18 protein-coding genes and 1 pseudogene are annotated in these 21,768 nt (G+C 44.3%); 8 read left to right on the forward strand and 11 right to left on the reverse strand.

Going from position 1 to position 21,768, the window contains the following annotated elements; all coding sequences use genetic code 11:
- Window positions 1-73 precede the first annotated feature (73 nt).
- Together AACR11_RS19940 and murQ are read left to right on the forward strand one after the other, a co-directional pair.
- Window positions 74-1,189: an anhydro-N-acetylmuramic acid kinase gene (locus AACR11_RS19940; protein WP_029789805.1), complete on the forward strand. Its 1,116-nt coding sequence runs from the start codon at window positions 74-76 to the stop codon at window positions 1,187-1,189.
- Between the two features lie 60 nt (window positions 1,190-1,249).
- The gene (gene murQ / locus AACR11_RS19945) at window positions 1,250-2,176 is read left to right on the forward strand and encodes an N-acetylmuramic acid 6-phosphate etherase (protein ID WP_005447940.1); all 927 of its coding nucleotides are present in this window, start codon (window positions 1,250-1,252) and stop codon (window positions 2,174-2,176) included.
- Window positions 2,177-2,262: 86 nt separating this feature from the next.
- Here murQ and AACR11_RS19950 read toward each other — a convergent pair whose 3' ends face one another.
- Window positions 2,263-2,592, reverse strand: coding sequence for a hypothetical protein (locus AACR11_RS19950; RefSeq protein ID WP_005447939.1), 330 nt, complete (start codon window positions 2,590-2,592; stop codon window positions 2,263-2,265).
- A gap of 110 nt (window positions 2,593-2,702) precedes the next feature.
- Window positions 2,703-3,044 carry a DUF2799 domain-containing protein gene (locus tag AACR11_RS19955; protein WP_005425322.1) on the reverse strand — a complete coding sequence of 114 codons (342 nt, stop codon included), beginning with the start codon at window positions 3,042-3,044 and terminating at the stop codon, window positions 2,703-2,705.
- Between the two features lie 316 nt (window positions 3,045-3,360).
- On the opposite strand from AACR11_RS19955, the gene AACR11_RS19960 reads away from it, so the two are divergent.
- The 3 genes from AACR11_RS19960 to btsR all read left to right on the forward strand — a co-directional run bounded on the left by AACR11_RS19960 (window position 3,361) and on the right by btsR (window position 7,405).
- Window positions 3,361-4,845, forward strand: coding sequence for a carbon starvation CstA family protein (locus AACR11_RS19960; RefSeq protein WP_009697641.1), 1,485 nt, complete (start codon window positions 3,361-3,363; stop codon window positions 4,843-4,845).
- A gap of 128 nt (window positions 4,846-4,973) precedes the next feature.
- Window positions 4,974-6,644: a sensor histidine kinase gene (locus tag AACR11_RS19965; protein WP_009697640.1), complete on the forward strand. Its 1,671-nt coding sequence runs from the start codon at window positions 4,974-4,976 to the stop codon at window positions 6,642-6,644.
- Window positions 6,645-6,676: 32 nt separating this feature from the next.
- Window positions 6,677-7,405: a two-component system response regulator BtsR gene (btsR, locus tag AACR11_RS19970; protein ID WP_005447935.1), complete on the forward strand. Its 729-nt coding sequence runs from the start codon at window positions 6,677-6,679 to the stop codon at window positions 7,403-7,405.
- 113 nt (window positions 7,406-7,518) lie between these two features.
- Here btsR and ispH read toward each other — a convergent pair whose 3' ends face one another.
- From ispH to murJ, 6 genes are all read right to left on the reverse strand, one after another.
- Complete coding sequence (gene ispH, locus AACR11_RS19975) at window positions 7,519-8,484, reverse strand: 4-hydroxy-3-methylbut-2-enyl diphosphate reductase (protein ID WP_017190109.1); 966 nt, start codon at window positions 8,482-8,484, stop codon at window positions 7,519-7,521.
- Window positions 8,485-8,508: 24 nt separating this feature from the next.
- A complete protein-coding gene (gene fkpB, locus AACR11_RS19980; RefSeq protein ID WP_005447933.1) occupies window positions 8,509-8,940 on the reverse strand; it encodes an FKBP-type peptidyl-prolyl cis-trans isomerase in 432 nt (143 codons plus the stop codon).
- Window positions 8,941-9,100: 160 nt separating this feature from the next.
- The gene (gene lspA / locus AACR11_RS19985) at window positions 9,101-9,607 is read right to left on the reverse strand and encodes a signal peptidase II (RefSeq protein WP_005440576.1); all 507 of its coding nucleotides are present in this window, start codon (window positions 9,605-9,607) and stop codon (window positions 9,101-9,103) included.
- 73 nt (window positions 9,608-9,680) lie between these two features.
- Window positions 9,681-12,509, reverse strand: a complete 2,829-nt coding sequence (gene ileS, locus AACR11_RS19990) for an isoleucine--tRNA ligase (protein ID WP_005447931.1) — start codon at window positions 12,507-12,509, stop codon at window positions 9,681-9,683.
- A gap of 64 nt (window positions 12,510-12,573) precedes the next feature.
- Window positions 12,574-13,509 carry a bifunctional riboflavin kinase/FAD synthetase gene (ribF, locus tag AACR11_RS19995; RefSeq protein WP_029789803.1) on the reverse strand — a complete coding sequence of 312 codons (936 nt, stop codon included), beginning with the start codon at window positions 13,507-13,509 and terminating at the stop codon, window positions 12,574-12,576.
- Between the two features lie 70 nt (window positions 13,510-13,579).
- Window positions 13,580-15,142 carry a murein biosynthesis integral membrane protein MurJ gene (gene murJ / locus AACR11_RS20000; protein WP_029789801.1) on the reverse strand — a complete coding sequence of 521 codons (1,563 nt, stop codon included), beginning with the start codon at window positions 15,140-15,142 and terminating at the stop codon, window positions 13,580-13,582.
- 294 nt (window positions 15,143-15,436) lie between these two features.
- On the opposite strand from murJ, the gene rpsT reads away from it, so the two are divergent.
- Window positions 15,437-15,697, forward strand: coding sequence for a 30S ribosomal protein S20 (gene rpsT / locus AACR11_RS20005; protein WP_005447926.1), 261 nt, complete (start codon window positions 15,437-15,439; stop codon window positions 15,695-15,697).
- A 131-nt stretch (window positions 15,698-15,828) separates the two neighbouring features.
- Here the strand turns inward: rpsT and AACR11_RS20010 are convergent, their stop codons facing one another.
- Together AACR11_RS20010 and nhaR are read right to left on the reverse strand one after the other, a co-directional pair.
- Window positions 15,829-16,134 (reverse strand): ArsR/SmtB family transcription factor, encoded by a 306-nt coding sequence (locus AACR11_RS20010; RefSeq protein WP_005447923.1) that lies wholly within the window; start codon window positions 16,132-16,134, stop codon window positions 15,829-15,831.
- Between the two features lie 127 nt (window positions 16,135-16,261).
- Entirely contained in the window at window positions 16,262-17,152 is an 891-nt protein-coding gene (nhaR, locus tag AACR11_RS20015; RefSeq protein ID WP_005447920.1) for a transcriptional activator NhaR, read from the reverse strand.
- Window positions 17,153-17,538: 386 nt separating this feature from the next.
- Here nhaR and AACR11_RS20020 point away from each other — a divergent pair, with 386 nt between their 5' ends.
- Window positions 17,539-18,684 (forward strand): Na/Pi symporter, encoded by a 1,146-nt coding sequence (locus tag AACR11_RS20020; RefSeq protein WP_026000321.1) that lies wholly within the window; start codon window positions 17,539-17,541, stop codon window positions 18,682-18,684.
- Window positions 18,685-19,064: 380 nt separating this feature from the next.
- Here the strand turns inward: AACR11_RS20020 and AACR11_RS20025 are convergent.
- Window positions 19,065-19,364 (reverse strand): annotated as a pseudogene (locus AACR11_RS20025) (thymidylate synthase); the annotation flags it as partial.
- Window positions 19,365-20,111: 747 nt separating this feature from the next.
- Between AACR11_RS20025 and AACR11_RS20030 the strand changes: the two are divergent.
- A complete protein-coding gene (locus AACR11_RS20030) occupies window positions 20,112-21,353 on the forward strand; it encodes a hypothetical protein (RefSeq protein WP_139374622.1) in 1,242 nt (413 codons plus the stop codon).
- The last annotated feature ends 415 nt before the right edge of the window (window positions 21,354-21,768 follow it).

Below are 21,768 nucleotides of genomic sequence, written 5' to 3' on the forward strand. Positions count from 1 at the left end.
CTCGTATTCGATGAGGTTATTCGCTTCAGAATTGCTTTACAATAAGTGAATCGAAGAATTGACGGAATCGGCTGTGAATCTTAACAATCTGTACATTGGCGTAATGTCTGGAACCAGCATGGACGGTGTGGATACGGCACTGGTAGAAATTGAAAATGACCATGTTTGCCTAATTGCGCACGATGATTACCCAATGCCGCCTCACATTAAACAAATGCTTCTGTCGATTTGCACAGGACAAGACACTAACCTGAAAGCACTTGGCGAACTGGACCACCAACTCGGGCATTTGTTTGCCGATGCCGTATTACAACTACTGAATAAATCTGGCTATTCCGCTGAGCAAGTCCGAGCCATTGGCAATCATGGTCAAACCGTTTTCCACCAGCCAACTGGCGATCTGCCCTTCACTACTCAACTGGGTGATGCCAACATCATTGCGGTCAAAACCGGTATTGATACCGTGGCAGATTTTCGACGCAAAGACATGGCGCTAGGTGGACAAGGTGCACCACTTGTTCCTGCGTTTCACAAAAGTATCTTTGCGATGCAAGACTCCACAACGGTAGTGCTTAACATCGGTGGTATTGCCAATATCTCTGTATTACATCCCGAACAGCCGGTGATTGGTTATGACACCGGTCCAGGTAATATGTTGATGGACGCATGGTGTGAGCAGAATACTGGACAAGGCTTCGACAAAGACGCCCAATTTGCTCTGCAAGGTAAGATCAATGCAGCTTTACTGGCTCAACTGTTGGAGGCTCCTTATCTTGCGATGCCACCGCCTAAAAGCACAGGGCGAGAACTGTTCAATATCGATTGGTTACATCAACAGCTAACGGATCACCGTGTCTCTGTACAAGATGTGCAACGCACACTTTGCGAATACTCGGCAATGACCATTGCTGCCGAAGTGGAAAAGTTCACTCATGGTCAAAAGCCTCAGCTTTTAGTGTGTGGTGGTGGAGCAAGAAACCCACTATTGATGCAACGTTTGGCAGCCCTTCTCCCTCAGTGGCAAGTCGCAACAACCAACGACAAGGGTGTCGACGGAGACTATATGGAAGCCATGGCTTTTGCTTGGCTTGCACAGCGCCACGTTCATGGATTGCCAAGCAACTTGCCAGAAGTGACAGGGGCAAGTCGTCTTGCTTCACTCGGTGTGCTCTATCCTAAAACTAAATGAGTTGTTCTAAATACAGCTTAAAGATGAAACGAATTCAGTATTCAAAAGGCTTAAATCACTATGACAAATGACGCGCTTATTGCCGCTCTCGCTCACCTTGTTTCAGAAGGTCGCAACCCAGATACGATGGACATCGACTTATTACCATCTCTGGATATTGTTCAGCGTCTTAATCAACAAGACAAACTCGTTCCACTTGCCGTTGAGAAAGCGTTGCCGGAGATCGCCCTCGCGGTAGATAAAATCACCGATGCATTTAAGGTAGGCGGTCGTTTGGTTTACATGGGCGCAGGCACCAGTGGTCGTTTAGGGGTGCTTGATGCATCAGAATGCCCACCAACATTTGGTGTGTCTGACAAGATGGTGGTTGGCTTGATTGCAGGTGGTCCAGAAGCCATCCTCAAAGCGAAAGAAGGCGCAGAAGACTCTCCAATTTTAGGTGAACAAGATTTGAAAGACATCGAGTTCACTCATCATGATGTCGTGGTCGGCATCGCCGCTAGTGGACGCACACCTTACGTGATTGGTGGTTTAGAGTACGCCAACGAGATAGGTGCGACGACAGTGGCACTGTCTTGTAACCCAGACTCACCAATTGCAGAGATCGCTAGCATCGCCATTTGTCCTGTCGTAGGTCCTGAAGCTTTAACCGGTTCAACACGTTTAAAATCAGGAACCGCGCAGAAGCTGGTTCTGAATATGCTGACCACAGCGAGCATGATCCGTTTAGGTAAGAGTTATCAAAACCTGATGGTCGACGTGAAAGCGACCAACAACAAACTGGTAGCGCGCGCCGCACGCATCGTTATGCAAGCGACCGATTGCAGCAAAGAACAAGCAACCGAAGTACTTAAGCAAACAGACTATGAAGTAAAACTGGCGATCTTGATGATCCTGACCGATCTTGATATCGATTCAGCTCGTGCGCATCTGCATCATCAAGATGGCTTCTTACGTAAAGCCGTTGAAAGTCACCAGCCAAAATGACGGGTGAGATGGTTAACCAGATTGACCAACACAAGAAAAACAAAAAGGAGACCTCAAGGTCTCCTTTCTTATTCTGATATCAAGAATCAGTCTTCATATAGCCACTCATCAAATTCTTGGTTAAGCTTGTCATTCGCTTTGCGCTTGATTTGATCAGGATTCGTCATATTTTTCACACGGTCGACCTTATTGGTGTACTTGCTAGTGGTATTGTTTACCTTGCGCTTAACCTGGTTCTCCACATAAGTGCCATCGGTGATCTCTTTGATATTACGCTTAGTGTGATTGATGGTGTTGGTTATATGATGCTTGTCATGGTCATACTTTCGCTTCATCTTGATCGACTCTTTCAATACATTGGTTGCGCCAACGGTCAAAGGGAACAGTGCTAATACGACCAAAAAGACTTTTTTCATGCTTCTATTTCACTTCTGATTGAATCTAATCATATCAGTACATCAAAGCGATAAAATTCAAATGTCAGAAGATTAACAGGGCAAATTGCTGTCTTGATTATGAAACAGAACTAGTTACTGTATTCGTTCCAACCGCGTTGCCATTCCATTCGAAACTTCTGCGCTTGTGGTGTGCCTTCGCATACACCTTCATAGTACTGACCAGACAATCCCATCTGGTAAGCGAAATCAGGATTACAGTATTCCGTCACCCCTTCGAGATAACCTTGGTCGTAGTCACCTTGCTTAGCATTACCGAGTTGATTGAGTTCTTTCACCGTACGAGAAGTATGCCCTGCAATGCCATCTTGATAACCGATCTGATACCAATCACCAGATTGCGCTAATTCTTCCGTGGTCGCCGCACAGCCTGCCAATAAAGCCAGCGCCAAACCTAACGTTGCCTTTTTCATGATTCTTCCTTAACTAGTTGTTTTCCAAACAAGCTTACCACTAAAGCCCGTGATGTGCCGCTTATCTGTCGATTTCACCACTTAACTCTTAAGGTAACCACTTACCCTTAATCACAGCCACTCAGTGGTGAATAGAACCACTTAACCCATCGTGCTGCCACTAAGCAAACGATAAAACCACTTAATCTTTATATCGACCACTCGCTTCTCTATTCGACCACTCATCCACTGAGCGAATGCACTTAACAAAAGAGGCGAATACCATACATCCTGAGCTTAAAAAATTACCCTACCTAATAAACCAAGGACAATTGCTATGATGTGGTTTCTAACCTGTGTCGCAGCCCTTATCGGCGGATACTTCATCTACGGTGCTTTCGTTGAGAAAGTTTTCGGTATCAATGAGAATCGCCAAACTCCTGCCCATACAAAAACCGACGGTGTTGACTACGTTCCAATGTCAACCAAACGCGTTTACCTTGTTCAACTACTCAACATTGCTGGTGTTGGTCCTATTTTCGGTCCAATCATGGGTGCCCTATACGGTCCTGCCGCTATGTTGTGGATTGTTGTAGGTTGTATCTTTGCAGGTGCAGTACACGATTACTTCTCAGGCATGCTTTCTGTTCGTAATGGTGGTGCATCAGTACCAACAATTACAGGTCGCTACCTAGGTAATGGCGCAAAACACTTTATGAACATCTTTGCCATTGTCCTGCTGCTTCTTGTTGGTGTGGTATTCGTATCTGCGCCTGCTGGCATGATCACGAACCTAATTAACGACCAAACTAGCCTAAACGTCAGCATGACAACGATGGTTGTATTGATTTTCGCTTACTACATCATAGCTACAATTGTTCCAGTTGATAAAATCATTGGTCGCTTCTACCCACTGTTTGGCGCACTACTGATCTTCATGTCTGTTGGTCTGATGACAGCTGTCGCGTTTTCTAGCGAACACACAGTGATGGGTGATTTCCAAGTAAGCGATATGTTCACTAACTTGAACCCTAACGACATGCCTCTATGGCCAGCACTGTTTATCACTATCGCATGTGGCGCTATCTCTGGCTTCCACGCAACTCAGTCACCACTGATGGCTCGTTGTATGGAAAACGAGAAAAACGGTCGCTTCGTATTCTACGGTGCGATGATTGGTGAAGGTGTTATCGCGTTAATCTGGTGTGCTATCGCTCTGTCTTTCTTCGGTACGCTTGACGGTCTTGCAGAAGCAGTGAAAAACGGCGGTCCTGGTAACGTGGTATACAGTGCTTCATTTGGTCTACTAGGTGTATTCGGTGGTGTGATTGCCTTCCTAGGTGTTGTAATTCTGCCAATCACATCAGGTGACACAGCATTCCGCTCTAGCCGTCTGATTCTTGCTGAATACTTCGGTATGGAACAAAAAACACTACGTAACCGCCTTCTAATGGCTGTACCACTATTCGTTATCGGTGGCGTTTTGACTCAAGTAGATTTCGGTATCATTTGGCGCTACTTCGGCTTCGCAAACCAAACAACAGCAGTAATGATGCTTTGGACTGCATCGGCTTACCTACTGCGCCATAACAAGTTCCACTGGATCACGACTGTCCCAGCGGTCTTCATGACAACCGTGTGTGTTACGTTCATTCTAAACAACAGTACATTAGGCTTTGGCCTGCCAATGCAAATCTCGACCATCGCAGGTATTCTGTTCTCACTAGCCGCTGCTGGCTACGTAATTAAAATCTCTAAAGGTAAAGGTGAGACTGAGCTTGCTGACGAAGAGAAACCACAAGCTGCTTCAGAAACTGCATAATGAATACCTTCGCTTGCTAACCGATTCATTATCAATGACTGGATAAAACCAAGAGCCTGCCCACCGCAGGCTCTTTTTGTTTCTCTTCTACGTTACAATAACAACATCATTTTTAGGTTAGGTTCGCTATGGAACTGGTCATCTCCCTTTTACAACAAATGTGTGTTTACTTAGTGCTGGCTTACATGCTGAGTAAAACGCCGATCATTTTGCCCCTGCTGAGTATCTCCTCTCGCCTCAGTCATCGGCTCATTTGTTATGTACTCTTCTCTGGCTTTTGTATTCTCGGCACCTACTTCGGCTTGCATATTAACGATGCTATCGCCAATACGCGTGCCATTGGTGCTGTGATGGGTGGGTTGTTTGGTGGTCCTGTGGTCGGTTTTGCTGTGGGGTTAACCGGTGGTATTCACCGCTACACACTTGGCGGTTTTACCGATTTAGCCTGCGCAATTTCTACCACGGCTGAAGGCTTGATTGGCGGCTTGCTGCATGTCTACCTTATCAAGCGTAACAAGGGAGCCATGTTGTTCAATCCAAGCGTGGTATTCAGTGTCACTTTCGTAGCAGAAATTGTGCAGATGATTCTGTTACTCGCTGTAGCCAAACCTTTCGACCAAGCCTATGCGCTTGTCTCAGCGATTGCCGCTCCAATGATCATTGCTAACTCGGTTGGTGCGGCACTGTTTATGAGTATCCTGCAAGACCGTAAAACCATTTTCGAAAAATACTCAGCCACCTTCTCCCGCCGCGCATTAAGCATCGCCGATCGCTCAGTTGGTATTCTAAGTACCGGCTTTAACAGTGAGAATGCAGACAAAATCGCCCGCATCATCTACGACGAAACCAAAGTAGGTGCCGTCGCGATCACCGACCAAGAAAAGATCCTAGCTTTCGTTGGTATCGGCGATGATCACCATAAGCCAAATACTCCTATTTCATCGCAAAGCACATTAGATTCGATGGAAAAGAACGACATCATCTACCTTGATGGTAGCGAACGACCGTATCAATGCTCATTAGCACAAGACTGTAAGTTGGGCTCTGCATTGATCATTCCTCTGCGTGCAGGCAAAGAGGTGGTGGGAACCATTAAGCTTTATGAACCAAAACGCAAACTGTTCTCTACTGCGAATATGTCAATGGCAGAAGGGATTGCTCAGCTTCTTTCAAGCCAAATCTTGTATGGTGATTATCAGCAGCAACAAACGCTACTGGCTCAGGCAGAAATCAAACTGCTGCATGCTCAGGTGAATCCACATTTCTTGTTCAACGCGTTAAATACCATTAGTGCCATCACTCGTCGTGATCCTGACAAAGCACGAGAACTGATCCAAAATCTGTCTCATTTCTTCCGCAGTAACTTAAAGCAGAACATCAATACTGTGACGCTAAAAGAAGAATTGGCGCACGTGAATTCCTACTTATCGATCGAAAAAGCACGTTTTACCGATCGCCTAGAAGTTGAGATTGATATTGAACCAGAATTACTGGATATCAAGCTGCCGAGTTTTACTCTTCAACCTCTGGTCGAAAATGCCATCAAGCATGGTGTTTCTAATATGTTAGAGGGAGGAAAAGTGAAGATTTATAGCCAAGCACACCCTCAAGGCGCGCTGATAACGGTTGAAGACAACGCAGGTAGTTATAAGCCGCCAAAAGAGAATCATTCTGGTTTGGGTATGGAAATCGTCGATAAGCGCTTGTCGAATCAATTTGGGCGTGATTCAGCGCTAAAAATTACCTCTCAGCAGCATCAATTTACTAAAATGAGTTTTATCATTCCCCACTCGCGATAAGCGCAATGAAAACGCACAAAAGGTAATCTTGGATGTTAACCGCCCTCGTCATTGATGATGAACAGTTTGCTCGTGAAGAGTTGGCAGAGCTATTGGATGAAACGGGTCAAATTGAGGTGATTGGCGACGCGTCAAACGCCATCATGGGACTGAAGAAAATCAATGAGCTGAAACCAGATGTGGTGTTTCTCGACATCCAAATGCCTCAGGTGACGGGCATTGAGCTGCTGGGAATGTTAGACCCAGAAACTATGCCTTACGTGGTGTTTGTGACAGCTTATGATCAATACGCTATTCAAGCCTTTGAAGACAATGCCTTCGATTACTTACTCAAGCCCGTTGATCCATGTCGTTTGACCAAAACCGTCAAACGCCTTAGCAAGGTGATGAGTCAATCTGCACTCACTCAGCAACTGTCAGCCATCGCACCAGAAAACCTCGACCAAATTCCATGTATTGGGCACAACCGCATAGTGATCATGGCGACGGAGACAGTTGAGTGTGCTTATAGTGATATTAGCGGTGTACATGTGCGCTCCACCAGCCAAACCGCAAGTACTCAATTAACCCTGAAAACCTTGGAAGAGAAAACGCCACTGGTACGTTGTCATCGACAGTATCTCGTAAGTATTAAAGCCATCAGCGAGATTAAGCTATTAGAAAACGGGCTGGCAGAAATCATTACCAAAACAGGCTTTGAGATCCCCGTGAGCCGCCGCTATTTAAAAGTACTCAAAGAGCTACTCGGCATTAGTCATTAGGGTATATACCAAAATAACCCCGAAATGGCTGGGTATAAACCATCACGAATAGATAGAAACCACACGATCAAAAAAGGCGACCTTCTGGTCGCCTTTTGCATATTTTCATCGCCTTAATCAACTTGCTTGATTTGTAGCTCTTTTGGTACTTCGAAGAACATGTTTTCTTCGCGACCAAGCACTTCATCTACGGCTTGCGCCCCAACCAACTCTTTGATGCGATCTAGGATTTGATTAACCAGCTCTTCAGGCGCAGATGCACCAGCAGTCACACCAACCTTGCCTTTACCTTCAAACCATTCAGGCTTAATGTCTTCAGGACAATCCGTTAGGTATCCTGGCGTACCTAGCTTTTCAGCGAGCTCTTTTAAGCGCGTTGAGTTTGATGAATTCTTGGAACCTACCACGACCATCACATCTACGTCAGCAGAAAGCTCACGCACAGCATCTTGACGGTTTTGCGTCGCGTAACAGATATCATCTTTACGAGGACCTTGAATGTCTGGGAATACGCGGCGTAGCTCTTCAATTACGTCAGCGGTTTCATCAACAGACAGTGTCGTTTGGCTCACGTAGTGTAGATCAGATGGATCCTTTACGATCGCTTTTAGCTTCTCAACATCCGCTGGTGTTTCCACAAGGTACATACCGCCTGTATCACTTGAATACTGACCCATTGTGCCTTCCACCTCTGGATGACCAGCGTGACCGATCAATACCACTTCCATATTGCGACGGCTTGCACGTGCAACTTCCATATGTACTTTGGTTACCAGCGGACAGGTCGCATCAAACACAGTTAAATCACGAGACTTCGCTTCTTGGCGAACCGCTTGAGATACACCATGAGCGGAGAAAATCACAATGTTGTTGTCTGGCACTTCGTGCAGTTCTTCAACGAAGATAGCACCACGCTGTTTTAAACCTTCAACCACAAAGCGGTTGTGCACTACTTCATGTCGAACATAGATAGGTGGCTGATACATCTCTAGCGCACGTTCTACGATGCTAATCGCGCGGTCAACACCAGCACAGAAACCACGTGGGTTAGCTAACAGGATTTTCATTTCATTGCTCATGGAAGTTATCTTTTATTTGGTTCGCTATTCTACTGACAAAATTTCGACTTCGAAAGTCACGTCTTGTCCCGCGAGTGGATGGTTGAAGTCCACTGTTACTGAGTCGCCAGCAATCTCAGTAATGATGCCTGGGATTTCCATACCATCGGGACCACTGAACGCCATAATAGTGCCGACTTCAACTTCCGCTTCGCCCACAAATTTAGTGCGATCCATATGGTGGATATGGTCTGGATTCGGCATGCCAAAAGCGTCAGCCGCTTTTAGTTCAATTGCCTTTTGTTCACCTACTTGCAAGCCTAATAGGCACTGCTCAAAGTTCTCACTTAAGCTGCCGTCGCCCATAACGAACTTAGCAGGCTTGCCCATGTTATGTGTGCTGTCCGCTACAGAGCCATCTTGCATTTTGATGGTGAAATGCAGTGTTACTGCTGAATCTTGATTTATTGTTGTCACGTTACTGCTTCCTTGTTCTTGGGTTTTCCAGCGCTCTATATGATCACTCACCGTGATTACTTTTATTGTACGAAGATACGCGGATTGCGCTCCAACATAATAAAAAGCGTCATCCGAATCAACGGACGACGCTTAGGGTTATTCGATATATCGCAAAAGATTACTTGTCAGCGTCCTTTTTGCGGAAGCCATCAAGAATGATCATTGCCGCACCAATACAGATAGTTGTATCTGCAAGGTTGAATGCTGGCCAATGGTAGTTACCCCAGAAGAAGTCTAGGTAATCAACAACAAAGCCATGAACAACACGGTCAAACACGTTGCCCACTGCACCACCAATAATCAGTGCGTAAGCGATGTTGTTCCATTTTTCTTTCGCTGGAAGCTTGCTCATCCAGTAGGTCAAAAGACCTGTAACAACAAACGCGATACCTGTGAACAACCAGCGCTGCCAACCCGCTTGATCGCTCAAGAAGCTGAATGCTGCACCGTAGTTATGAACATAAAGTAGGTTGAAGAATGGCAGCACCTCAATTCGGTTTGCCCATCCATAGCCCATGTTGTCCATCACCACCAATTTGATGCCAATATCTGCAATAAATACCAGAATTGCTAACCACAGCCAGCGAACTCCAGATTGCTTTAACGTCAGTGCTTTTTCACTCATTACTTTACCTACAAACAGCCCCAGTAAATACTGGGGCTGTTAATTTTAAAAAAAGTTCAGTTGTACTGGGTAATTACGCGAATTTACGTACTTCACCTTCGCCGTCAACGTTAGACACACAACGACCACAGATCTTCTCGTGACCTTCGATTGTGCCTACGTCTGGCGTGTGGTGCCAACAACGGTCACACTTCTCGCCTTCAGCGGCTGCCACTTCAACAAACAAGCCTTCGATATCTGTCGCTTGTGCTGCATCAGTCTTCTCACTTAGAGACTTAACTTTCGCAGCAGAAGTTAGTAGAACAAAGCGCAGTTCATCTTCTAGTTTGTTGATTTTCGCCGCTAGAGCGTCATCAGCAAATAGCGTCACTTCAGCTTGTAGTGCACCACCGATGGTTTTCTCTTTACGCGCATCTTCTAGAAGTTTGTTTACTGCACCACGAACCGCTTGGATCTCAGTCCAAAATTCGTTGTTCAGCTCTTCACCTTCAGCAAGACCGAATAGGCCATCGAACCACTCACCAGTGAATACGAACTTGTCGCGCTCGCCTGGCATTTCGTTCCAGATTTCATCTGCAGTGAACGACATGATTGGCGCCATCCAACGAACTAGCGCTTCTACGATGTAGTAAAGTGCTGTCTGACAGCTACGTTGAGCGTTACCGCCACGTTTTGCTGTGTACTGACGGTCTTTAATTACGTCTAGGTAGAAAGAGCCCATTTCGATTGAACAGAATTGCATTAGACGCTGAGTTACACCGTGTGTGTTGTACTCTTCGTACGCTTTAACAATCTCTTCTTGTGCTGCTAGCGCACGACCAACTGCCCAGCGATCTAGCGCAACCATCTCCTCAACAGGAACGATGTCTGTTTCTGGGTTGAAGCCGCTCAGGTTAGCTAGGAAGAAACGCGCTGTGTTACGGATACGACGGTACGCATCTGCGCTGCGTTTTAGGATTTCATCAGAAACCGCAACTTCACCAGTGTAGTCAGTAGATGCAACCCATAGGCGAAGAATGTCAGCACCTAGCTTGTTCGTTACGTCTTTTGGCGCAACCACGTTACCGATAGATTTAGACATCTTACGACCGTGACCATCAACCACAAAACCGTGTGTCAGAACTTGCTTGTATGGTGCTTCGTCTTTCATCGCGATAGATGAAATTAGCGAAGACTGGAACCAACCACGGTGTTGGTCAGAACCTTCTAGGTATAGGTCTGCACTGTTGCCGTTGTACTCTTCACGAGCATCAACAACAGAGAAGTGTGTTACACCAGAATCGAACCATACGTCTAGCGTATCTAGTACTTTTTCGTACTGGTCAGCGTCAGCACCTAGTAGTTCTGCTGCATCGACATCCCACCATGCTTGGATGCCTTTCTCTTCAACCAGCTTAGCGACTTTCTCGATCAGCTCTAGTGTGTTTGGATGAAGTTCTGCTGTTTCTTTGTGAACGAACAGAGCAATTGGCACACCCCAAGTACGTTGACGAGAGATACACCACTCTGGGCGACCTTCGATCATACCTTCGATGCGGCTTTGACCCCATTCAGGCATCCACTCTACGTTCTTGATTGACTCTAGTGCTTTAGCACGTAGGCCAGCTTGGTCCATAGAAACGAACCATTGAGGCGTAGCACGGAAGATGATTGGAGTCTTATGACGCCAACAATGTGGGTAGCTGTGCTCGTAAGCGTGGTGGTGTAGTAGTGCACCTTTTTCTTTTAGTACTTCGACTACTGCATCGTTCGCTTTAAATACGTGCTGACCAGCAAATAGCTCAGTGTCCGGTAGGTAAACGCCGTTTGAACCAACTGGGTTTGCTACTTCTAGGTTGTACTTGTTACCAACCGCGAAGTCTTCTTGACCGTGACCAGGAGCAGTGTGAACAACACCAGTACCTGAATCAGTTGTAACGTGATCACCAAGGATCGCCGGTACTGTGAAATCGTAGAATGGGTGTTGGAACTGAGAAAGCTCTAGATCCGCACCTTTTGCAAAGCCTAGGTTGTGGAAGTGCTCGATACCAGCACGATCCATTACGTCTTTCGCTAGCTCAGCAGCAACGATAATACGCTCAGCGTTGTCGCCTTCTGTTTGGATAAGTACGTATTCTAGATCATCACGTAGACATACTGCGCGGTTTGCAGGCAGCGTCCAAGGCGTTGTTGTCCAGATAACGATAGACACGTCACCTTGACCTTCATGACCTTCTGTCAGTTCAAACTTAGATAGCAGTGCCGCTTCGTCAGCCGCTTTAAAACGAACGTCGATAGATGGCGATACTTTATCTTTGTACTCAACTTCTGCTTCAGCAAGAGCTGAACCACAGTCTGTACACCAGTGAACTGGTTTAAAACCTTTCAGTAGGTGACCTTTGCTTGCGATCTTACCAAGAGCACGAATGATGTTCGCTTCAGTTGCGAAATCCATAGTGCGGTATGGCTTGTCCCACTCACCCATGATACCAAGACGCTTGAAGCTCTCTTTCTGACCTTCAACCTGACCGGCCGCGTACTCACGACATTTCTCGCGGAACTCAGCAGCTGTCACTTTTTGTCCTGGTTTGCCAACTTTCTTCTCTACCATCAATTCGATTGGTAGACCGTGACAGTCCCAGCCTGGGATGTAAGGTGCGTCAAAACCTGAAAGTGTTTTGGATTTAATAATAATGTCTTTAAGAATCTTGTTTAGTGCGTGACCAATGTGAATGTCACCGTTCGCGTAAGGAGGGCCATCGTGCAGTACGAATGACTTTTTGCCTTTCTTAGCTTTACGGATTTCACCGTAAAGATCTTCTTTGTACCAACGCTTAAGCATTTCTGGCTCACGATTGGCCAGGTTGCCGCGCATTGGAAACCCTGTTTCAGGTAAGTTCAGGGTATCTTTATACTCACTCATCGATTCTTAATTCCGTTATATTGGGCGAAAATTAGACATTATGTTGCACGGTGGAATAAACCGCTCAACGCTTAAGCTGACGCAGCCACACCCTTGCTGCTTCAGCATCCAATTCGATTTGTTGTTTAAGTGCTTCAAACGACTCAAACTTTTGCTCATCTCGAAGTTTGTGCAAAAGTTCCACTTCTAGCTGCTTGCCATATAAATTAGCGTGAAAGTCGAATAAGTGTACTTCTAGCTGCTGGCGAACACCATTTACTGTTGGTCGTTGACCAATATTAGCGACACCGCCAACTGGCTTATCTCCTAAGCCAAGCGCTTGAACAACATAAACTCCGGAAACCGGAGAAACACAGCGTTTCAAAGGAATATTTGCAGTAGGGAACCCAATGGTTCGACCTAGCTTTCTTCCATGAGAAACACGACCGCTGATGCTGTAATCTCTTCCCAGCATCTCTTGCGCGGAATGCAAATCATCACGAGCCAGCGCTTTACGAATAGCCGTGCTACTCACTCGTAATTGCTGTAAACAAAAGCTTTGGGTACTCACGACTTCAAAGCCGTACTTTTTCCCCGCTTCTTGTAACATTGCAAAGTTTCCTGTTCGACCTTTACCGAAACAGAAATCATCACCAATGACAAGAAACTTAACACCCAATCGACCAACCAACAAGTCACGGATAAACTCTTCCGCCGTTAGGTCAGCAAAATGACGATTGAAGTTAACACACAGCAGACGATCGATGTCGAGCTTACTCAGCTGAACAAACTTATCACACAGTCGCGTTAACCTCGCAGGTGCCTTATCTCGAGCAAACAGCTCCATCGGCTGAGGTTCAAAGGTCATCACAACCGAAGGTAACGAAAGTTTCTCCGCTTGTTCAGACACTTGCTGCAATACTTGTTGATGACCTCTATGCACGCCATCGAAATTGCCAATAGTCAGCACGCACCCATGATGGTGCGACTTGATATTGTGAATGCCTCTAATCAGTTCCATTGGATACTGCTTTATGCCTCTGTTTTTACTTTGCACTGTGTGAAACTGACGGATTATATACCAATCAACCTTATTCTGTCCCAGCTTTTAGGTCTTTTAAACGTACACCGAGTAAAAACACGACGGCTAGGTAAACACCTGCACCAAGCGCAATCAGCATTCCTAATATGCCACTGCGATGAGCAAAGCTCCAATCTAACCATACCGACATGTCTTCTAGCTGCCACAAAATAGCCGCAACCATCGCAGCTCCCGCGATCATCAAACGTATAATAAAGAGGACTGTACGTTTGGTCACTTGGTACACACCTGCGATATGGAGACCACGGTAGAGTAATGCCATATTTACAAAAGCAGAGAGCGCAGTCGCGATAGCCAGACCAACATAGCCATAGAAATAAGCAAAGATCGCATTGAATACCATGTTAGTTAGCATCGCAATGATGCCGTATTTCACTGGCGTTTTCGTGTCTTGACGAGAGTAGTAACCCGGAGCAAGAACTTTGATCAGCATAAAGTTAAGCAAGCCAGAAGCATACGCTAATAAAGAGAGAGAAGCTTGATGCACATCCTGCGGAGAAAACTCACCACGCATGAACAGCACCATTAACATCGGCTTCGCCAGTACCATTAAACCAAGCATTGCTGGGATACCCAGTAAGGTCACCATACGAATGCCCCAATCCATGGTGTGTGCAAAGCCTTCACTGTGAGCATCTACGTGCTTACGTGATAACGCTGGGAGAATCACCGTCGCTATCGCAATACCAAACAGGCCTAACGGGAATTCCAACAATCGATCGGAATAGTACAACCAACTGATTGAACCGGTTTGTAGAAAACTGGCAATAAAAGTGTCAAACAGTAGATTGATTTGGCTTACAGACACACCAAATAAAGCAGGAATCATCAAGGTACGGATCTTCACCACCCCCGGATCGCGCCAACCCCATTTTGGCTTGACCATAACTCCCGCTTTAATAAGGAAAGGAATTTGAAATAAGAACTGAACCAACCCACCAAGAAAAACACCAATGGCAAGACCAATCTCAGGTTGTGACATCTGCGGAGAGATAAACCACGCCGCCAAAATGATCATCACATTGAGGAAGACGGGAGTAAAAGAAGAAACCGCAAACTTACCTAGTGTATTGAGAATGGCTCCCGATAAGGCAACAAAAGTGATGAACCATAAATAAGGAAAGGTAATCTTGAGCATTACGCTGGCAAGTTCAAACTTCTCAGCCGCGGGACCACCATGCATCCAGTCTAAAAACCAACCAAAACCAAATAAAGCAGTCACGACGCCAGAGCCAAGAACACCAAGAATGGTAACAATAGAGACAATCACACCCAATGTACCAGCAGCACGAGCAATCAACTCACGAGTTTTGTCCATGTCCCCTTGTGCGTGACTTTCAGTTAATACAGGAACGAAAGCTTGAGAAAATGCGCCTTCAGCAAACAAACGGCGTAAGAAATTAGGAATTTTATTGGCAAAGAAGAAGACGTCGGCACTCGCGCCTGCCCCCATCAAGTTTGCTACTACTACATCACGAACTAAACCTAGGACGCGCGAAATTAATGTCATGGCACTGACGATCATGCCAGACTTGAGCAGTCGTTTACTCACTGTAACCTCGGAATATCACCAAAAGATAGCCAACCCTATTCCTCTAAGCCTTTGAAAGCTACAAATGGGCGTTAAAAATATATCCAGTTATTGTTAGATCTAAGCGGATAATTATTAGCAATGGTCTAAAAATGCTGTTAGAATCCCCGCCATCTTAACCGCGATAACCTTTCTTACCAAAACTTGTTTTGGCTTCGATGGGTTTTTGCACAAATCATTTGACATTTAGGCGCAAATGAGGGATAGTCCTCGCCCTTAAATTGTCACAGAACTAAGTTTTTGGGAGTTAGACCCTTGGCAAATAGTAAATCTGCTAAGAAGCGCGCTATCCAAGCTGAGAAACGTCGTCAGCACAATGCTAGCCGTCGCTCAATGATGCGTACTTACATGAAGAAAACTGTTGCTGCTATCGAAGCAGGCGACAAAGAAGCTGCAACTGCTGCATTCGCTGCAGTTACACCTATCCTAGACCGTATGGCGACTAAAGGCCTTATTCACAAGAATAAAGCAGCTCGTCATAAGTCTCGTTTCACTGCACAAATCAAAGCTCTATAATAGAGAATTGATTCTACAGTGAAGAAAAAACCGGCTAACGCCGGTTTTTTTATACCTAAAATTCAGCAAAGCTCGAATTCAAGATAATAAAAAAGCTGGCACTGCCAGCTTTTCTAATTTGTGACCTGTCATCACGCGGTTGCTTCTGCACAATAAAGACCATGAAGTGTTTGAATTAGCGCTTTCACTTCATCGCTCTTCAATGTGTAGTAGACCGTTTGTGCTTCTTTTCTTGTCGCAACTAACTCATCACGACGAAGCCACGCTAAGTGTTGAGACAATGCCGACTGGCTCAACTCTAGTTTTGCGCAAAGTTCCCCGACCGAAAGCTCTTGATTATGCAGCATGCAAAGGATTTGTAGGCGTCTCTCATTTGCCATCGCCTTGAGCAGCACGACAGCCTTGGCGGAGTTTTTCTCCATTTCTTGTAGATTCATGCGTTGGACCTCTAGCTACAACTTACTTTTCCCAACCCTGGCCAGTTTGTTGTGTGTTACAGAATTTTATAATTTCGAGTTATAATTTTATCGATAGTAATCTATTTAATTGAGCAACGGAACGTGTTCATTCAAACATTTGGCTAAAATCTGCATCACATACGTTCTTAACCGCTGGATGTTGTATCATTCGTTCCGCAAAAATGACGTAGTACTCTTCTTTTAAGTCTTCAACGTGACCAATCAGTTGTAAGTTTCGGTCATCTTCAATCTCCGACATATAAACTGTTGGAGCCAAAAAGATCACATCATCGCGGTAGCGTGCAAAAGCTTTCATGAGTGCCACATCGTCAAACTCACCCAATACATCCGGTTGTAAGCCTTGGCGATCAAACCACTGCAATACTTTACGACCCATTGCCGTTCGGCTTGCCGGGATCAACAACTTTTTCTTCTCTAAGACTTCAGGAAAGCTCACTCCTGCGATTTCAGACGAAGCAAAAAAGCTCATACTACTTTCACCCAACTTCTTACTGTACAGACCCGGGCTTTGTGTCGAATCTACTGGGCAATCGGAAAGGATCATATCGAGTTTATGTTGTGACAAGCGCTCCAACAGCAACTCGTGTGTTGATTCATAACAACGTAAATGAATGCTGTTGTCTTCAGGAACTGTCGTCATCAAAACTTTGCTGACAAGACGTTTAGAAAGCGCATCGGCGACGCCGACTTCGAAAAGGATATTAGAGTGTTGGCTATAGTTAACAATATCGAGCATTTCGTAGCTCAAACCAAACATACGGTCGGCATACTTAAAAACTAACTGCCCAAGTTCTGTTGGTTCAACTGTACGTCCATTCCGTTTGGTCAACTTCCCCTTCATACGGTCTTCAAGTGCTTTAATTTGTCCGGTAACCGTTTGAGGCGTCAGGAATAACGCATCTGCTGCTTTTGTTACCGAGCCTTGTTTACACACCATCCAGAAGTAATAAAGGTGGTTGTAGTTTAAATGTGACATAGCCAATCCCTATAAAGAAGATGACACTTTTTATATCAAATGTGACACCGACAAACAATAAGTTCGACAAAACCTACATAAAACTACAAAACATATGGTTTTACCGAAAATATAAGATTCACACTGTCATAAAACTTGAAGCCAAACGCACTTTTTTGATCTTACCCAGAAATAAACCCGCCGATCTATAAGCAATAAATACCCTTAGTAATCAACACTTTAATTTGATGTGAAATTTTATTCACGGATAACTATCAAAAAGAATAATAAAAATCCTCTATAGAAACCTAACTGTAATATTACTGAAATATTTCATCTCTAACATCGCCCTCAGTTTCAACAACAGACCAAATAAACGAACTGAAAGGTCCACGGAGAAAATTATGATGAACCAAGCTACTTCTACAGCAGCACCAATCTCGAGCACGACTCGCTGGTTACGCTGGGCTAACTTGGCATTCATGTTGTATCTGCTTCTTCTAGCAGTATCTATGGTTGGTAGCGGCTTCAAATGGGCGACTGGCGATCAAGCTAAAGTACTCTTTGAATTTGCGTCTCACCCAGTCGCAGGTCTAATGATCGGTTTGGTGGCTACGGCACTGATCCAATCTTCCAGTACCGTAACTTCTATTATTGTAGGTTTGGTTGCAGGTGGTCTACCTGTAGAAACCGCTATCCCTATGGTAATGGGTGCGAACATCGGTACAACCGTAACAAATACACTGGTTTCGCTTGGTCACGTTCGTTGTAAAGACGAATTCAAACGTGCATTCGCAAGCGCAACAATCCACGATTTCTTCAACTTACTTGCAGTACTGATCTTCCTACCACTGGAAATGATGTTCGGCATCCTAGAGAAAATCTCTCACTGGTTGGTGTCACCATTACTAAACACAGGTGATATGAGTATGAAAGGCTTTGATTTCATCAAGCCAATCACGAAACCAGTAGTAAGTGCAATCAAAGAGCCACTAGCAACATTTGGCGACACTATGGGTGGCGTAGCGCTAATCGCTCTAGGTATCGGTACTATCTTCGTAGCTATCACTGTTATGGGTAAGCTAATGAAGAGCCTAATGGTTGGTCGTGCACGTGACATCCTTAAGAACGCAATCGGTCGTGGTCCTATCCACGGTATCGTATCGGGCTCAGTAGTAACTGTTCTTGTTCAGTCTTCTTCTACGACAACAAGTCTAATGGTTCCACTTGTAGGCTCAGGTGTTCTAAAAGTACGTGACATCTACCCGTTCACTCTTGGTGCAAACATTGGTACATGTATCACGGCTCTACTAGCAGCAACAGCGGTATCTGGCGAATTCGCAGTATTCGCACTACAAATTGCACTAGTACACCTAACGTTCAACATTCTGGCGACACTGTTCATCTTCGGTATCCCGTTCCTACGTGAGATTCCAGTGAAATGTGCAGAAGTGATTTCAGAAATGGCGATTAAGAACAAAGCAGTTGTAGCAGGTTACCTACTAGCAGTATTCATCGTGCTACCAGGTTCTATCCTTGCTCTGACAGCATAATAATAAGATTACCATCGCTTATTTAGGCTCCACTTCGGTGGAGCCTTTTTTCGTTTTGGGGAAGCGAGAAGCGCTCTCATTTCTTAATCACGCAGTAAACTATGGTAAAAGAGATTCCCGACGACGCTCCTTCTTCGCTTTCGGAAATGACACCGTTTGATTTCAGAGTGATTGAACGTCATCCTCAAGAGCGCGGCACGAGCGAGTTGGGGATCTTTTATTCCCTCTCACGTCTCGAAGCGAAGCGTTCCTCAGGGCAAAGCCCGCTCCCGGCTCTCGAAGCGCAGCATTCTATAGGGTGAAGCCCGTTCCCTTCTTTCCCTGCCCTTCAGGCGTAAAAAAGCCGCCATGCAGGCGGCTTAGAAAACTCAACATACTCGTTAAACTGAGAACGGGTACTGAATTGGATCGTGATGCTCGTAACCTTCTACCCAGAAGTCATCTAAGGTTACCCATGTTTCTAAATCTTCTAGCGATTTAATTTCTGGGTTGATGTGGAAAGTTGCGGCTTTTAGTGGCTCACGTTTCAACTGAATGTCACGCATTGGTGCAAGCTGATCTTCGTAGATGTGTGCGTTAACAATCTTGTGGTATGCCTGACCAGGTTTCTTGCCCGTGATTTGCGCCATGATTGCCAAGAACACATACACTTGAACCATATTGAAATTCAGACCTAGCGGATTTACACCCCCATAAAAATGCACAATACGAAGCCACAACTAAACTATAGTAAGAACAATTCAACTGTGCATTTAAAAAAACGCACAGTTTTCTATACATTGGCGGCTTTCAAGTCCTTATATACTCAATACACCTAAACTTAAATTGGATAGCCATAAAAATCTGGTCGCTCTAAATAAGCTAATGAATAGCGTGTCGCAAAGTTTCTAGTCGCCAGAAATACACCATGCCTGAGACAAAGACGATTCACTTCAACTCACAAGCATTTCTTGGTAGTTGCTCACCCTACTCACCACGACAAACTTCTGTCCCTAAACGTGTTTGAACTACAAACCTTATGCCGTCTCAGTAGATAGCCTTAGATTACAAAAACTTTTCACCAATTCGTAATGAATCATAATGAATTTTTAAGCATTTATTTAACAATCATACAATTGGGGGTAAAGAAAAACAAAAAATAGATTAGAAAAACTTTTCATCAACCCGTGATGAACCTTAATGAATTTTTAAAAAAAAATGCCCTAAAATGAGCGAGAGCAAGAGTCAGCTTCACTTTAAATCAGATTTTCTGATTTACTTTTTCTAATACTTAAAACTCCAACTAAGTGCCCAAATTCATTCAGCCATGACAAGGACCCTAAATTCAAGTTTTGCCACATCGCCTTAGGATTTTTCCCTCCAAGTTATCTACATTAGAGTTTTAAATGTGTATCTTTGATGTAGGAAGATACGCGAAGGTGATGCTAATGGGGCGAGTTGGTTCTAAAATCAGGATGAAAAAGGTACGTAAGCAACTGCGAGAGTTCTTACGTTCAAAAAAAGAACCATTTAAAATAGGTGACTATTACAAAAAATGTGAGTTAGATAAGCTAAAGTCAATTAAGAATATTTATTATGCGAACATAGAAAAGACTTTTCTTAAAGACATAAGTACTGAGTTCAAGAAGGGCTCTGTTGTTGATAGCGAAATGCCCGACATACAAGGTATTAACTTTGGCTTAGAGCAAACAGAGGTTTCTCCGTTCTTCCGACATAGGAAAAAAGGTGATACTTACCGTGTACACAATAGAGTCATGAGGGAAAGTCAACGAGTAATAGAGTTTGACTCTTTCTCTTTCAACTACATTGAGTTGCCAATGTTCTTCAAGAAGTTACGAGTTCAGCAACGTAGCAACCTTATCGAGAATATCGTTTGGGCAATACAAGAAAAGTCAGAGAAGTTTAAAAAATACAACCACTTTGAGCATAACGGTTTGTGGATAGAGTACCCATACAATATCTCATTTTTAAAAGGAGGAATATTGGACTATTTTATGCAGGATGAAATATTCAATGCATTAGTAGACTGTCCATTTGACTTTTTTGTTTTAGGAAACGCTGAAACAGTACTCTTTATAACTAAAGAAACATTGATAGAGGCGAAACCAGAAGTAAAGACTTGTGATACATTTTTACTTACGGATAGAGATGATTTCACACAGGCCTCATTTCAATGTAAAAAAGCTCAACAGGTTATTATGCGTGGGAGCGCATTAACAGACGCTATCCCTGTTTCTAAAGATATGTTCATGATGCACATGTATGAAATGGAATTGCAACTCCCAGAAGAGAAAGAGCGTCAGCTACGAGCTTCATTATACTCTGATGACTTAAAGTTAGCTCTTAATGGAATAACTATTACAGGCGGGGTTTATAAACTTACTTTTACTCATGATGGGTTATATGGAGAAGTACAAACGGACTTTAAGAAGCAGTTTGAGTTTAGTTTCGGGAATATTCCGTTTGAGAAAGGTGAGCAGTTCTCACTTCATGCAAGTCAGCATAATGACTCTGACAAACAAAAGCTGTTAACTGGGACAAAGCGACTGATCTTAGACCATGGAAACAGAATAGTCGTACTCACTACACCATGTGTTTCTTTGTTTCACAATGCTAATGTCAGTATTCAGCAACAAAAAGGGATTGAGGATGCGTCTCCAGTAGCATGATTTCCAAATGCAAAAGTCTCTGTGGGTATGACTCACATGGGCTTTTTCACTTATCATTAGTGACTAATGAATTTAGTCAGTAAGGTAGCGCTCCTCTAGATGCTTCCCCACACCTCAGGTAATTCATCATTTACTAAATTAGCAAAACTACAGGCAAACTTTTGTCCATTATTGGTTTTGTCAAAAAAAACACAGTCATAGTTAGCTGATTTTTGCATAAACACAGCTAATGTGAAGAGACTAAGGTTTCTTCCAGTAAAAGGTAGTTTTGAATTGCTCTCGCCTTTGAACCAAGACTATTTAGGGATTAAAGACCATCCAACATTCTGTAAATGTGCTCAGTGTTTGTTTTTTAGTTAAAATGCCCAAGAAATCAAGCATATTGCATAGCAAAACAACCCACTTGCTTACTGTG

This window comes from Vibrio sp. L85 (assembly GCF_963871815.1).
Classification (GTDB): Bacteria; Pseudomonadota; Gammaproteobacteria; order Enterobacterales; family Vibrionaceae; genus Vibrio; species Vibrio harveyi.